At 66.7% G+C, this 14,108-nt stretch carries 11 protein-coding genes; 2 read left to right on the top strand and 9 right to left on the bottom strand.

Features of this window, described 5'->3' with window-relative positions:
* Positions 1-167: 167 nt before the first annotated feature.
* The 3 genes from ACRDTL_RS09725 to ACRDTL_RS09715 are packed head-to-tail and all read right to left on the bottom strand — an operon-like array spanning position 168 to position 1,533.
* Positions 168-635, bottom strand: a complete 468-nt coding sequence (locus tag ACRDTL_RS09725) for a DUF5130 family protein (protein WP_431506499.1) — start codon at positions 633-635, stop codon at positions 168-170.
* On the bottom strand, positions 622-849 hold the full coding sequence (gene ctaJ / locus ACRDTL_RS09720) for an aa3-type cytochrome oxidase subunit CtaJ (protein WP_431506501.1): 228 nt from the start codon (positions 847-849) through the stop codon (positions 622-624). The genes ACRDTL_RS09725 and ctaJ overlap by 14 nt, the downstream gene beginning before the upstream one ends.
* Before the next feature lie 36 nt (positions 850-885).
* Positions 886-1,533, bottom strand: a complete 648-nt coding sequence (locus tag ACRDTL_RS09715) for an HNH endonuclease (protein ID WP_431506498.1) — start codon at positions 1,531-1,533, stop codon at positions 886-888.
* A 146-nt stretch (positions 1,534-1,679) separates the two neighbouring features.
* Here ACRDTL_RS09715 and ACRDTL_RS09710 point away from each other — a divergent pair, with 146 nt between their 5' ends.
* On the top strand, positions 1,680-2,078 hold the full coding sequence (locus ACRDTL_RS09710; RefSeq protein WP_431506497.1) for a globin: 399 nt from the start codon (positions 1,680-1,682) through the stop codon (positions 2,076-2,078).
* The gene (locus tag ACRDTL_RS09705) at positions 2,078-3,655 is read left to right on the top strand and encodes a glycoside hydrolase family 13 protein (protein WP_431506496.1); all 1,578 of its coding nucleotides are present in this window, start codon (positions 2,078-2,080) and stop codon (positions 3,653-3,655) included. Before ACRDTL_RS09710 ends, ACRDTL_RS09705 begins: the two co-directional genes overlap by 1 nt.
* Positions 3,656-3,680: 25 nt before the next feature.
* Here the strand turns inward: ACRDTL_RS09705 and ACRDTL_RS09700 are convergent, their stop codons facing one another.
* From ACRDTL_RS09700 to ACRDTL_RS09675, 6 genes are all read right to left on the bottom strand, one after another.
* Entirely contained in the window at positions 3,681-4,352 is a 672-nt protein-coding gene (locus ACRDTL_RS09700; protein WP_431506495.1) for a hypothetical protein, read from the bottom strand.
* Positions 4,340-4,774 (bottom strand): acyl-CoA thioesterase, encoded by a 435-nt coding sequence (locus tag ACRDTL_RS09695; RefSeq protein ID WP_431506494.1) that lies wholly within the window; start codon positions 4,772-4,774, stop codon positions 4,340-4,342. Before ACRDTL_RS09695 ends, ACRDTL_RS09700 begins: the two co-directional genes overlap by 13 nt.
* A gap of 48 nt (positions 4,775-4,822) precedes the next feature.
* Positions 4,823-9,643 carry an NAD-glutamate dehydrogenase gene (locus ACRDTL_RS09690; protein ID WP_431506493.1) on the bottom strand — a complete coding sequence of 1,607 codons (4,821 nt, stop codon included), beginning with the start codon at positions 9,641-9,643 and terminating at the stop codon, positions 4,823-4,825.
* 49 nt (positions 9,644-9,692) lie between these two features.
* Positions 9,693-11,369 (bottom strand): energy-dependent translational throttle protein EttA, encoded by a 1,677-nt coding sequence (ettA, locus tag ACRDTL_RS09685; RefSeq protein ID WP_431506492.1) that lies wholly within the window; start codon positions 11,367-11,369, stop codon positions 9,693-9,695.
* A gap of 68 nt (positions 11,370-11,437) precedes the next feature.
* Positions 11,438-11,896 (bottom strand): single-stranded DNA-binding protein, encoded by a 459-nt coding sequence (ssb, locus tag ACRDTL_RS09680; RefSeq protein WP_431506491.1) that lies wholly within the window; start codon positions 11,894-11,896, stop codon positions 11,438-11,440.
* Between the two features lie 191 nt (positions 11,897-12,087).
* Positions 12,088-14,076 (bottom strand): cytochrome c oxidase assembly protein, encoded by a 1,989-nt coding sequence (locus tag ACRDTL_RS09675; RefSeq protein ID WP_431506500.1) that lies wholly within the window; start codon positions 14,074-14,076, stop codon positions 12,088-12,090.
* Positions 14,077-14,108 lie beyond the last annotated feature (32 nt).

The following is a 14,108-nucleotide window of genomic DNA, read 5'->3' as shown; positions in this document are numbered from 1 at the left end:
CACCGCCATGCCACCACAGACCAAATCGAAAAATTCTCGCCTCACCGACCTGGGAATCCAGTCACCCCTTGCCACAGCAACCTCCACAAATCATCGGCACGTTGCAACGACCATATGAACACGCCCGGCGTAGTCGGCCGGGGACGCGCACGCTCGCGGCAAAAAGGTTAGGCCGGTGAGATACCGGCGCTGAGGACCCGGACCGCGCTGACCAGCCCGTCGATCAGGTGGCCGTCCTGCAACGCCGCCGCGACCGCGGCGACACCCAACGGCGCGGCCGACTCCGCACCCCGCCCACGCACCTGCGAGCCGTAAACCACCTCGATCGCGTGCTGATCGGGCGACACGGCGACCAACACCGCGTTGTTCGGTGTCGGCACCTGGGCCAGGATCTCGCGCGCCCGCGCGGCGGTGTCACCGCCCAGGTCGCCGATGTAGACGGCGAACCGCGCATCCGACGCCCGCGATCCATAGGTCAGCGTGTCATCGAGGGCGGCCAGGTCTTTGATCGGGAACGGGTAGTGCAGCGACGCATCCCCCGCCTCGGTGACCCCGGAGATCCGTCCGCTGGTGGTGACCACCCAGCCGTTGGGCAACTTGACGGGCTCGGCCGTCAAGACCTCACCACTTGCCACTGGCGCCACCCCCCACGCTGAATTCCGCCGCGCCGTGGCCGTGACGGGCCGCCCCGACATCCTCATCAATGGCGGCCCACAGGATCGGCGGGTGCGTCCACGGCTCCGAGGGCTTGTAGGTCGCCGGGTGGACGCCCCGGTGCGACCAGATCAGCGCCACCAGGACGAGCACCAGGAACAGCGGGATTCCCACGAAATAGAGGTGGATTTCCATCAGGCTCACGACGGAAACCGTATCCCATCGCGCGTTTTATGCGGCGCCTTCACCCAGATACCGCGCCCACGCCGGGTCGAGTTCCTTGACCGTCGACAGCAGTCGCCAGTGCTGCCCCTTGGGCGACGCCGGCGCCAAACGCAGCGCCCAGCCCAGTTCGGCCAGCAGCTTGTCGCCTTTGCGGTGGTTGCACGTCGAGCAGCAGGCCACGCAGTTCTCCCAGGAATGATCGCCGCCGCGGCTGCGCGGCACCACGTGGTCGACGGTGTCGGCCTTGCTCCCGCAGTACGCGCAGCAGAACCGGTCGCGGTGCATCAACGCCGCGCGGGTCATCGGCACCCGGGCCCGATACGGCACGCGGACATAAGACCGCAGCCGGATCACCGACGGCACCACGATCGACCTGGTCACCGAGTGGATGACCGGCCCGGCCGGGTCGTCGTGCACGACGTCGGCCTTCCCGCAGACCAGCATGATGATCGCCCGTCGCATCGGTAACGCGGTCAGCGGCTCGTAGGTGGAGTTCAGCAGCAGCACCCGTCGGCGGTTCCAAAATGATCCGATGTCCCGGGCGGCGGGCGGAGGGCTGTCAACGCTGTGCAGGCATGACGCGGTAACGGGTCCGATCAGCCCGGCCGCGGCACCGGAACTGCGGTGACCGCGGCGTCTCTTATGCTGCGCCATACGTCCTCCGCCGAACAGTCCACCATGATTCGCCACCGACCGCACGTCTAATTGGGCTTCGGTGCGCTGGTCAATCCGGTGAAAAGCGAGTGCCTCGACCGGGCAGCCGGGTGACCACCCGCAGCGATGCCTCACAATGGGAAGCGATGGAACCGGTACAACAAGAGTCGTTTTATGACGCCGTCGGCGGCGCCGACACCTTCCATGCCCTCGTGTCGCGCTTTTACGAACTGGTCGCCGAGGACGAGATCCTGCGTCAGGTGTACCCCGAGGACGATCTGGCGGGCGCCGAGGAGCGGTTGCGGATGTTCCTCGAGCAGTACTGGGGTGGCCCGCGAACCTACTCCGAACGGCGCGGCCATCCGCGGCTGCGGATGCGGCACGTCCCGTTCCGGATCTCGCCGATCGAGCGCGACGCCTGGCTGCGGTGTATGCACATCGCGGTCGCGTCGATCGACTCGCAGACCCTCGACGACGCGCATCGCAAGGAGCTGCTCGATTACCTGGAAATGGCCGCGCACTCGCTGGTCAATTCGCCGTTTTGATGGAGCCTGATCCACAGCCGTGGTGGCGCAACGCGGTGTTCTACCAGGTGTATCCCCGCTCGTTCGCCGACAGCAGCGGTGACGGCGTCGGCGACCTGGACGGGGTGACGGCCCGGTTGGACCACCTGGAGCGGCTCGGCGTCGACGCGATCTGGCTCAACCCGGTCACCGTCTCACCGATGGCCGACCACGGCTATGACGTCGCCGACCCCCGTGACGTCGACCCGCTGTTCGGCGGGCTGGCCGCCCTGGAACGGCTGATCGCCGCGGCGCACCGACGCCGCATCAAGATCACGATGGATCTGGTGCCCAACCACACCAGCTCGGCGCACCCGTGGTTTGCCACCGCGCTGGCCGCCGGCCCGGGCAGCGCCGCACGGGACCGGTATATCTTCCGCGACGGCCGCGGACCTGGGCGGCGCCGGCCGCCGAACAACTGGCAGTCGGTGTTCGGCGGGCCGGCGTGGACCCGGGTCGTCGAACCCGACGGCAACCCGGGTCAGTGGTATCTGCATCTGTTCGACGCGGAGCAACCCGACCTGAACTGGACCAACCCGGAAGTCTTCGACGATTTCGAAAAAACGCTGCGATTCTGGCTGGAACGCGGCGTGGACGGGTTTCGGATCGACGTCGCACACGGGATGGCCAAACCACCCGACCTACCGGACATGACGGCCGTCGACCACAACCGAATGTTGCGCAACAAGGACGACGATCCACGGTTCAACCACCCCGACGTGCACGCGATTCATCGCGACATCCGCACCGTCATCGATGCCTACCCCGGCGCAGTGACCATCGGCGAGGTGTGGGTGCACGACAACGCCCGCTGGGCCGAGTACCTGCGGCCCGACGAGCTGCATCTCGGTTTCAATTTCCGGCTGGTGCAGGCCCGCTTCGACGCCACCGACATCCGCGACGCCATCGAGAACTCGCTGGCCGCCGCCGCGATCACAAACGCGACGCCGACCTGGACGCTTTCCAATCACGACGTCGACCGCGAGGTCACCCGTTACGGCGGCGGCGCGACCGGGCTGGACCGGGCCCGGGCGATGGCGCTGGTGATGCTCGCCCTGCCGGGCGCGGCATTCATCTACAACGGCGAGGAGCTCGGTCTGCCCAACGTGGACCTGCCCGACGAGGTGCTGCAGGACCCGACGTGGGAGCGCTCGGGCCGCACCGAACGCGGACGCGACGGCTGCCGGGTTCCGATGCCCTGGTGCGGCGACGCTCCCCCGTTTGGGTTCTCTACGTCCGCCGCGACCTGGTTGCCGATGCCGTTCGAGTGGGCCGCGCTGACCGTCGACAAGCAGCGTGCCGACGTGGCGTCGACGTTGTCGTTCTTCCGGCGTGCGCTCGAATTGCGGCGCACCCGTGTGGAATTCGCCGGGACCACGGTGAAATGGCTGTCCGCCCCGCGCAACACGTTGATGTTCGAGCGCGGCGACGGTGGGCTGGTCTGTGTGCTGAACGCCGGCAACCGGCCGCGGCGGCTGCCGGCCGGCGAACTGCTGCTGGCCAGCTCGGGGCCGGTCGACGGTGCATTGCCGCCGAACGCCGCTGCCTGGCTGGTGTAGCCGCCGACCGCGTGCAGACGCACCGTCAACGCAGCACCACCGCCGGGTCGCCGCGACGGCTATACACCGAGCCGAACCGCGCGTCGATACGCAACCATGCCGGCAGGATCCGGACCCGCACCATCTCGTCGGCCTCGACGGCTTCCCGCGACTGCGGCAGGAAACCCATTGCAGTCAAAGCGAATACGCAGCGCATCGGCACTCCTACGCTGACACCGGATGAACTGACCCGCAGCACCTCCTGATCGAGCAGCGACGCCGGCGGACCGTGCGCGCTACCGTGCTCTTTGGCCAGCTGCGCGCCACGCTGCGCCAGGTCCAGCATCGGCCGCGCCGGGACGTCATCGAGATGGGTGAAGCCAGACTCCGGCGGCAACGCTCCCCGCCACGCGGAATCCATCGGAGACCCGGGATCGACGTAACCGGAGCTGTCCATCGCGGCTAACCCGCGCGCCAATTCATCTGCGCTGACCGATAAATCGTTGGGTCGCACGCTACCGGCTACCACCCTGCCGGCCAACACGTCGAAGTTGGTGGTCACCCACGCGGTCAGCAGCCCGCCCCACCGCGCACGCAGACGGATCACTGCGGCGTCGTCAAGCCGTAACACCCGCTCGACGAACGCGGACAGGTCCGCACGGTGGGCGGCCGCGGCTTTCGGGCCCAGCCATAGTCCGCGTTCGGTTACCGAAGCCACCGCTGCAAATGCTCCCGGTGGTGCGGCGACAGACGCACCAGCCGTTGCTCGTCGATATGGAATGCGGCCAACTGGGTTTCGGCAACGATGGCGGGTTTGGAATCTGGGTCGGCGCTGACCGACCGTACCTCGTAGCCGATGGTGAAGTCCACCGCCCGCAATCGCTTCACCCACATCGCCACCTGCAGCGGCGAATCTGCCAGCCGCAGCTGGCCTTTGTAGGTGACGTGCACGTCGGCGATCAGCAGACCGGTGGTGGTGATATCGCCGCCGAACGCGTCGCGCAGAAACGGGACGCGGGCCTCTTCGAGAATCGTGACCATGGTCGCGTGGTTGATGTGCTGGTACATGTCGATGTCCGACCAGCGCACTCCGACAGGTGCAACGAATCCGGCGTTATCTATGGCGCCGCTCCTCCTCATCGCTCCGTCCCCAGCTTCGCGGGGGCCCCACTGCATCGTCGCTGGCGCTCACCCGGATGACCCTCGCCCGGTCGTCCGCGTCATGCGTCGAATCTGGCGCGCGGCCACCGACAGCGCGGCCAAATCCCTTTCACCGCTCTGGTACACCTCGGTAAGGGTGCGACGCGCCCGTTCGATACGCGATGCGCTGGTGTGCTCCCACTCGACGATCTTCTCGTCGCCGCTTTCGTCGGGCTCGCCGATTGCCAGCACATCTAAGCACAACGCTCGCAACGAAGCATAGATGTCATCGCGAACCGCCAGGCGAGACAACGAATGCCAGCGATCCATCCGGGGTAGTTCGGACACCGCGGTCAGCAACCCATCGGTGCCCAGCCGGTCCATCAGCGCGAAGTAAGTGTCGGCAACCTCGGCGGTGTCGCGGTCATCGATATCGGCGATATCGATGATGTCGAGCAGGCTGTATCGGTACAAGCCGATGGCCACCATGTAGGCCAAATCTTCGGGTACGCCCTGCGAGACGAGTTCACCGGCTTCCTTTTCGACGATCGCCTTGTCGTCACCGCGCAGCCATTCCGACATGCGCGGTGTCAGCGCTTGCACCTTCTTGGCGAATCGATTGATCTCGGCGCCGACCGCCAGCGGTTGCGGCCGGTAGTTGAGCAGCCAGCGCCCGGCACGGTCGATCAACCGACGGGTGTCCAACGTCATCCGGTCGGACACGATGACCGACATCCCGTTTTGCTCACTGGTAGCGCGGATCTGCCGCCACAGCTCCCCGATCCCGAAAATGGCATCGGTCGCGACGTAGGTGCGTATCGCGTCGATCGGCCGCACTCCGACGTCTTGGGCGATCCGGTAGGCATACGTGATGCCGGCGCTGTCCACCAAGTCATTGATCAGTACCGTGGTCACGATCTCGCGGCGCAGTTGGTGCGAACGGATATCGGCGCCGAACCTTTTCCGAAGCACCGACGGAAAGTACTGCGGCAGCCTGGCGGCGAAGACTTCCTGATCCGGCAGGTCGGTGGCCAACACTTCGTCTTTGAGCACCAGCTTGACGTGTGCCATCAGCGTCGCAAGTTCCGGCGACGTCAGTCCGAGCCCGGCGTCGGCCCGCCGGTGAATCTCTTTTTCCGACGGCAGCGCCTCGAGCTCGCGGTTCAGCCCACGTTCGGCGACCAAGTACTTGATCTGCTCGGCGTGCACCGGCAGCAGGCTGGCGGCGTTGGCGCGGCTGGTGCCCATCAGGTCGTTCTGGTCGGCGTTGTCGGCCAGCACCAGCCGAGCGACCTCGTCGGTCATCGACTCCAGCAGCTCGGTGCGTTCTTCGGGCTGGATCTTGCCGGCGGTGACCAGCGGGTCGATCAGGATCTTGATGTTGACCTCGTGATCCGAGCAGTCCACACCGGCCGAGTTGTCCATCGCGTCGGTGTTGATCCGGCCACCGCACAAGTCGAACTCGACCCGGCCGAGCGAGGTGACACCGAGGTTGCCGCCCTCGGCGATTACCTTGGCGCGCACCTGGTTTGCGTTGAGCCGCACCGCATCGTTGGCGCGGTCACCGACGTCGGCGTCGGACTCCGACTCTGCCTTGATGTAGGTGCCGATTCCGCCGTTGTACAGCAGGTCCACCGGCGCTTTGAGAATCGCCCGCACCAGGTTCGGCGGTGCCATCTCGGTGACGTTGTCCTCGATCCTCAGCGCGGTGCGGACTTCGTTGCTGATCGGGATGGTTTTGTGTTCGCGGCTGTAGACCCCACCGCCCTTGCTGATCACCGACGGGTCGTAGTCCTCCCAGCTGGAGCGGGGCAGCTCGAACAGCCGCCGCCGTTCCTCCCAGGACGCGGCCACTTCCGGGTCCGGATCAAGGAAGATGTGTCGGTGGTCGAACGCAGCCAACAGCCGAATGTGCTTGGAGAGCAACATCCCATTGCCGAACACGTCACCGCTCATATCACCGATGCCGACGACGGTGAAATCCTCGCTTTGGGTGTCGATCTCCATTTCCCGAAAGTGCCGCTTGACGGCATCCCACGCGCCCTTGGCGGTAATTCCCATCGCCTTGTGGTCATAGCCCACCGATCCGCCGGAGGCGAAGGCGTCGCCCAGCCAGAACCCGTAGGACTTCGCGACGTCGTTGGCGATGTCGGAGAACGCCGCCGTGCCCTTGTCGGCCGCCACCACCAGGTAGGCGTCGTCGCCGTCGCGGCGGATCACTTCGGGCGGCGCGCTGACCTCACCGGTGGCGTGGTCGACGTTGTCGGTGATGTCCAGCAGTCCGGAGACAAACAGCTTGTAGCAGCCGATGCCCTCCTCGCGGACGGCGTCGCGGTCAGCCGCCGGGTCGCCGGTGGGCAGCGGCGGTCGCTTGACGACGAATCCGCCCTTGGCGCCAACCGGCACGATGACGGCGTTCTTCACCGCTTGCGCCTTGACCAGACCTAGGATCTCGGTGCGGAAATCCTCCCGCCGGTCCGACCAGCGCAATCCGCCGCGCGCGACGTAGCCAAACCGCAGGTGCACTCCCTCCACGCGGGGCGAGTACACGAAAACTTCGAATTTCGGTCGCGGCAGTGGAAGCTGGTCGACCAGCTGGGCATCGAGCTTGACCGCCAGCGCATTCTGGCTGCGAGCTGAACCATCACGTGTCACAAAGTAATTGGTTCGCAACGTCGCCTGAATCAGCGACGCGAAGGCCCGCAATACCCGGTCAGTGTCCAGGCTTTGTAGTGCGTCGATGTCTGCGGTAACCGCGGCGGCGGCCGCTTGGGCGTCGCGGCTCTTGGGCGAGCCGGATGGATCCGGATCGAACAACGCCTCAAAGAGGGTAACCAATGACCGCGCGGTGTCGGGGTTTTCATTGAGCACCGACTCGATATGCGGCTGGCTGTAGGGGAAGCACGCCTGCCGCAGGTATTTAGCGTAACTGCGCAGCACTACGACCTGTTGGCAGGTCAGGTCGGCTCGCAGCACCAACTCGTTGAACCGGTCGATCTCGACTCGGCCCTGCCAGATCGCGGTGACCGCCTCGGCGAACCGCTGCGCGGCGGCCTCGCGCTCCGGTCCGAGGGACGCAAGCGTGATGGTGGGATGCGGGGACATCTTGAACTGGTAGATCCATACCGTCAATCCGTCGGATCGGGTGACGAAGAACGGTCGCTCCTCGAGCACCACCACGCCCATGCATTGCAGCATCGGCAGGAGCTGGCTCAACGACGCAGTTTGGCCGCCCAAATACCAAGTGAGCAGCGCGATCCCGTCGCCATCGTCGTGGTCGGAGAACACCAGCTGGACTGAGTCCTCGGCCAACTGTTCGATGATGACAATGTCGTTGATGGCGTCCGTGGGGGTAACGGCCTGTTTGTATGCCTCGGGGAATGCCGCCGCGTAATGCTCCGCCACCATCTTGGGGACGACGGAGGCATCGTCCGCGACGCTGATCAGCCGGTCGTACCAGGTGCGGGTTGCTTCGGTCAGCAGCGCCTGGATTCGCGCTCGGTTGGTTTCGGCGGTATCGATGCCACCGGAGTCGTCGGTCAGGCGGACCATGAAATGCAGTAATGCCCAGGGTGATTCGCTGACACGGGCGGTGAATTCGAGGCTGGCCCCGCCGAATTCACGAACCAGGATGTCTTCGATCTCCAAGCGGACGGCGGTGGTGTAGCGATCCCGCGGTAAGTAGACCAGGCAGGAGACGAAGTGGCCGAGTGGGTCGGCACGCAGGAACAACAGTGTGCGGCGCCGTGGCCCGAGGTCGACCACTGCCGTGGCCATCGAGAGCACCTGCTCTGGGCTGAGCGCGAAAAGTTCTGAGCGGGGCACGGTTTGAATGACGTCGAGCAGCAGTTGACCCGGATGACTTGGGTCGGCTTCTGCCAACCCCAGCGCTTGGCGAACCCGACGGGAGATCATCGGAATCTCAAGCACGTCGGCGTTCATCGCGGTGACGGTGAAAAGGCCGATGAAGCGGTGCTCGACGGGGCTACCGTTGGTGTTTTCGCGGACCGCGACGACATAGGGGTAGGCCCCATAGCGCAGGTAGCTGGCCACGGTGGCCTGGGCAACGACCAGCAATTTACCGTCGTCGGACAACCGCGGGCGGGTACTCTTGCGCCCCCGCAGCACACCCAGGCCGCTTGTCTCGTCGGTCGACACCATACCGTCAAGCACCGGGCAACGCTGGTAGCCCAGCAGGACGAAATGCCCGTCGGCCAGCCAGCTCAGCAGCGCGGCAGCATCCTGGCGATCGGGCCCTGGATAGCGGCCTTCGACGTCGGTTTCGACGTCTGCGGCCAAATCCCTGAGGGTGGAGATCATCGCCGCCGAATCCGTGGCGACCCGACGCACGTCGGCGAGCACGCCGGGCAGCGACCGCTCGGCTTCCGCCAGCGCCCGGCGGTCGACCGACGGTGGGAACTGCACGTGCAACCAGGTCTCCTCCAGACCGGTGCGGTCGGAAATCGCCGGCTCGACGCTGAGCAGGTCGCCGTTGTCGTCGCGACGCACGTCGAATGTCGGGGTCATGATCGCCACGTAGGCCACCCCGAGCCGGTGCAGTAGCACCGTGACCGAATCCGTCAGCATGGCGCCGTGGTCGGTGACGACCTGCAGCGCCGGGCCGAATCCGACCGGATCGTCCGCCGGATAGACCGCGACGCGGCTTTCCCCGGCCGGACGGTGCCGACCCAGCCGGTAGTGCGCGCTCAGTAGGGCCGGCCACACCAGGCCGGCGGACCGGTCCGTGCCGTCCGCGGCGTCGTGCGAACCCCGGTAGGTGCCGCTGTAAGCGGTGGTGATCCAGTCCGGGATGTCGTCGGCACTCGCGAACTCGGTCCAGTCGGACCTGGCCCGTGGATCAACGGTCATGCCGGCTGCTCCTACCTCAGCACGCCTGAATGCGCTGGTGTCGCAGACATTAGTCGCGGGTCAGCCTGCGGTGGGTCACTCTGTGCGGACGGGCGGCCTCGACGCCGAGCCGCTCTACCTTGTTCTCCTCATACGCGCCGAAGTTGCCTTCGAACCAAAACCATTTGGCATCGTTGTCGTCATCACCCTCCCACGCCAGGATGTGCGTGCAGGTGCGGTCCAGGAACCAGCGGTCGTGTGAGATCACCACAGCGCAGCCAGGGAACTTGTCCAGCGCGTTCTCCAGTGAGCTCAGGGTTTCGACGTCGAGATCGTTGGTCGGCTCGTCGAGCAGGATCAAGTTGCCGCCCTCTTTGAGCGTCAGCGCGAGGTTGAGCCGGTTGCGTTCGCCGCCGGAGAGCACACCGGCCGGTTTCTGCTGGTCGGGTCCCTTGAACCCGAACGCGGACACGTACGCGCGTGACGGGATCTCGTTCTGTCCAACCTCGATGTAGTCCAACCCGTCGGAGACGACTTCCCACACGGTTTTCTTCGGGTCGATGCCACCGCGGGCCTGGTCGACGTAGCTGAGCTTGACCGTCTCGCCGACCTTGACGGTGCCGCTGTCGGGCTGCTCCAGCCCGACGATCGTCTTGAAAAGCGTGGTCTTGCCGACGCCGTTGGGGCCGATGACGCCGACGATGCCGTTACGCGGCAGGGTGAAGGACAAATCCTTGATCAGGGTGCGCCCGTCGAAGCCTTTGTCGAGGTGTTCGACCTCGACCACCACGTTGCCCAGTCGCGGGCCGGTGGGAATCTGGATCTCCTCGAAATCCAGCTTTCGGGTCTTCTCCGCCTCGGCTGCCATCTCCTCGTAGCGCTGCAGCCGGGCCTTGCCTTTCGCTTGCCTCGCCTTGGCGCCGGAGCGCACCCAGGCCAGCTCGTCGGTCAGCCGCTTTTGCAGCTTGGCGTCCTTGCGGCCCTGCACCGCCAGTCGCTCAGCCTTCTTTTCCAGGTAGGTGGAGTAATTGCCCTCGTAGGGGTAGGCGCGCCCGCGGTCGAGTTCCAGGATCCATTCGGCGACGTTGTCGAGGAAGTACCGGTCGTGGGTGACCGCCAGGATCGCGCCCGGGTAGGCGGCCAGGTGCTGTTCGAGCCATTGCACGCTTTCGGCGTCGAGGTGGTTGGTCGGCTCGTCGAGTAGCAGCAGGTCGGGTTTGGACAGCAGCAGCTTGCACAGCGCCACCCGGCGCCGCTCACCGCCGGACAGGTGTGTCACCGGCTCGTCGGGTGGCGGGCAGCGCAGCGCATCCATCGCCTGCTCGAGCTGCGAGTCGATGTCCCACGCCCCGGCGTGGTCGAGCTCTTCTTGCAGCCGGCCCATTTCCTCCATCAGCTCATCGGAGTAGTCGGTGGCCATCAGCTCAGCGACCTCGTTGAACCGGTCGAGTTTGACTTTGAGGTCGCCCAGGCCCTCTTCGACGTTGCCGCGGACGGTTTTCTCCTCGTTCAGCGGCGGCTCTTGTTGCAGGATCCCGACGGTGGCGCCGGTCGCCAGGAACGCGTCGCCGTTGTTCGGCTTGTCCAGTCCGGCCATGATCCGCAAGACGCTCGACTTGCCTGCCCCGTTGGGGCCCACGACGCCGATTTTGGCTCCCGGCAGGAAGCTCAGTGTGACGTCGTCGAGGATGACCTTGTCGCCGTGCGCCTTGCGGACCTTCCTCATCGTGTAGATGAACTCAGCCATGCCGCAGTGTTGCCTTTCTGGTCTTGTGTTGCCCGCCGACCATCCTAGGCAACGCCGCGGCGACGCTTCTAAGCCGACAATGGCAGTCCGGTCTCGGCTTCCGGCGTACCGGCCGAGTCGTCCGCGTCATCGGCTTGGGCCTCGGGCTGCGATGCGGCGTCGGTTTCGGCGGCAACCGTCTTCTCCACCCGCGCGATGCAGCGGGACAGGTCGGGGCCGACTGCCGTGGCCCGCATTTCCAGCGACGACCGGCGGATGCCCTCTCGGTCGTCGTATTCGCTGGTGTAGACGTGGCCCGCCACGATCACTGCCGAGCCCTTGCGCAGTGACGCGCCCACGCCGGTGACCAGCCGGCCCCAGCAGTTGACGGTGACGAACAGCGAGTTGCCGGCCTCCCAGGTGCCGTCGGCGCCGCGTCGGCGCGAGTTGCTCGCGACACGGAACTTGATCACCTCCTGGTCGCCGACCTGGCGGCGCTGCAAGTCGTTGACGATGTTTCCGACCACGGTCAGCGGCGTTTCGAACATTGTTCATTCCTTTCGTTTGGAGTTGCTGCTCGCCATTGGGCCTGCAATCGCCGACAAGCCCGGACGAATCGCGTCGCAACCGGGTGGCCCTGTGCAGAAAGCCACGACTGTGGATTAGGCAGTTGACTCTGCGCTGACCAGGCAAGCTACTCGAACTTTTGCCTGGTACGCGCAGAGCCAACGCAGGAACGCTAGGTGTCGCGGCGGGCCAGTTCGGCCAGCATCGCGTTGTAGGCGGTCAGCTCGGCGTCCTCGTCACGTTCGGCGGCGCGGTCCAGCCGTCGGGCGGTGCGCTGATCACTGCGCGTCCACTGCACCAGCAACGCGATCATCACGATCACCAGCGGGATTTCACCCGCCGCCCAGGCGATTCCGCCGCCCAGTCGCTGGTCGCCCAGCAGATCGGTGTGCCAGCTCAGCTGCAGCGACCGGTAGAAGGTTTCGCCGAGCACCGTTCGGGTGCCCATCATCACCACCCCGAAGAAGGCGTGTAGCGGCAACGACGCGAAGACCACGGCCACCTTGGCCAGCGGCGGGATCGGCCGCGGCGTGGGGTCCACCCCGATCACCACCCAGTAGAACAGGTAGCCGCTGAGCAGAAAGTGGGCGTTCATCGCGACATGGCCGAGGTGGCTGCCGACCGCGGCGTCGAATATTCCGCCCAGGTAGAGCCCGTAGAACCCGCCGACGAACAATACGGTGGCGACCAGCGGGTTGGTGAGGAACCGGGACAGTCGGCCGTGCAGCGCGGCCAGCAGCCATTCCCGCATGCCGGGCGGGTCGCCGCGGCCGGCGGCGGGCAGCGCCCGCAGCGCCAGGCTGACCGGGCCGCCCAGCACCAACAGAATGGGGACCAGCATCGAGAGCAGCATGTGGGCGGCCATATGCATGCTGAACATCGCCGGCATGTAGCGGCCCACCCCCGACGACGTCGCGAGCAGCAGCGCCGCGCAGCCCAGCAGCCAGGACAGGGTCCGGCCCGGTGGCCAGGTATCGCCGCGTCGGCGCAGTCGCAGCACGCCGGCCACATACAGCGCCGCGAACACGATCGCGGCGGTGCCGAAGATCAAGTCGAAGCGCCAGTCCAGCAACACCCGGGCCGGGGTGGGCGGTCCGGCGAAGTCGTAACCGATCGCCACCGCCGGAATCGAGGGGATGCCGACTGGCGGCGGAGGCGGCGGTGTGCGGCCCAGGCCGACGGCGATGCCGAACGTCGCGCCGAACACCGCGGCCTCGATCAGCGCCAGTCGGACCAGCGCCGCTCGCGCGCCGGGATCGGCCCGCAGCGCAGCGACCCCGGTACGTCGCTGGCGCCACCCGACGACGCCGAGGACACACAGCGCGACGAACTTGGCAATCACCAGCCGCCCATAGTCGGTGGTCACCAGGTCGGCGGGAACCACCCGGACCAGGGCGTTGACGACACCGCTGAGCGCCATCGCGACCAAACACCACAGGGCCAGCGCGGAGAACCGCCGCGCGGCCAGGTCGGCGTGCCCGCCGCCGCGAATCGCGTGCACCAGCAGGACCAGCAGACCACCGGCCCACAGGCTTGCGGCGACGAGGTGGATCAGCAGGCTGTTGGTGGCCAGGTCATGCGACCCGCCGGCCGACGAGTGGCCGGTCAACCCGAGCGGAACCAGGGTCACCAGCGACCCGGCCAGTAGCAGCGGCACCCACGACCAGCGCAGCACCGCCAGACTCGCCACCATCACGGCGGCGGCTAGCACCGCGGTCCACCGCCAGGCATCTGCGGTGTTGACCAGGCTCGCCAGCGACCACAGCCGGACGGGGTTGAGCTGCGCGGTCAGCGGCTGACCGGACACGTCGGAAATGGTCAGCGGAACCAGCAGCGCCGCACCCACCGCCCACACCCCCGACGCCATCGTGCCGAGCCGCAGCGCCCGGTATCCGTCGACGTCAAGCACGCCGCTGTCCTGCGGCGGTACCAGAAATGTCGCGAACAGGAACGAGCCGACGGCCAGCACCGCGGCGATCTCCGCGGCCGCCCGCACGAACGGCAGCCCCAGCGTGGTCACCGGGCCCGGGTCGGGTAACCCGGTGGCGGTCAGGGCATCGGCCAGCGACAGCGCCGCGATGCCGGCGGCGGTGCAGCCGGCCAGCGTGGCGACCCCGATCAGCAGCGGCCACGCGACCGTGCGCCTGGTTCGCGACGGCATCCCTACCCTGCCGCCGCTCGTCGCGCCTCCAC

The sequence above is a fragment of the Mycobacterium sp. genome, assembly GCF_050700595.1.
Classification (GTDB): Bacteria; Actinomycetota; Actinomycetes; order Mycobacteriales; family Mycobacteriaceae; genus Mycobacterium.
This window is presented reverse-complemented; position numbering and strand designations above follow the sequence as displayed.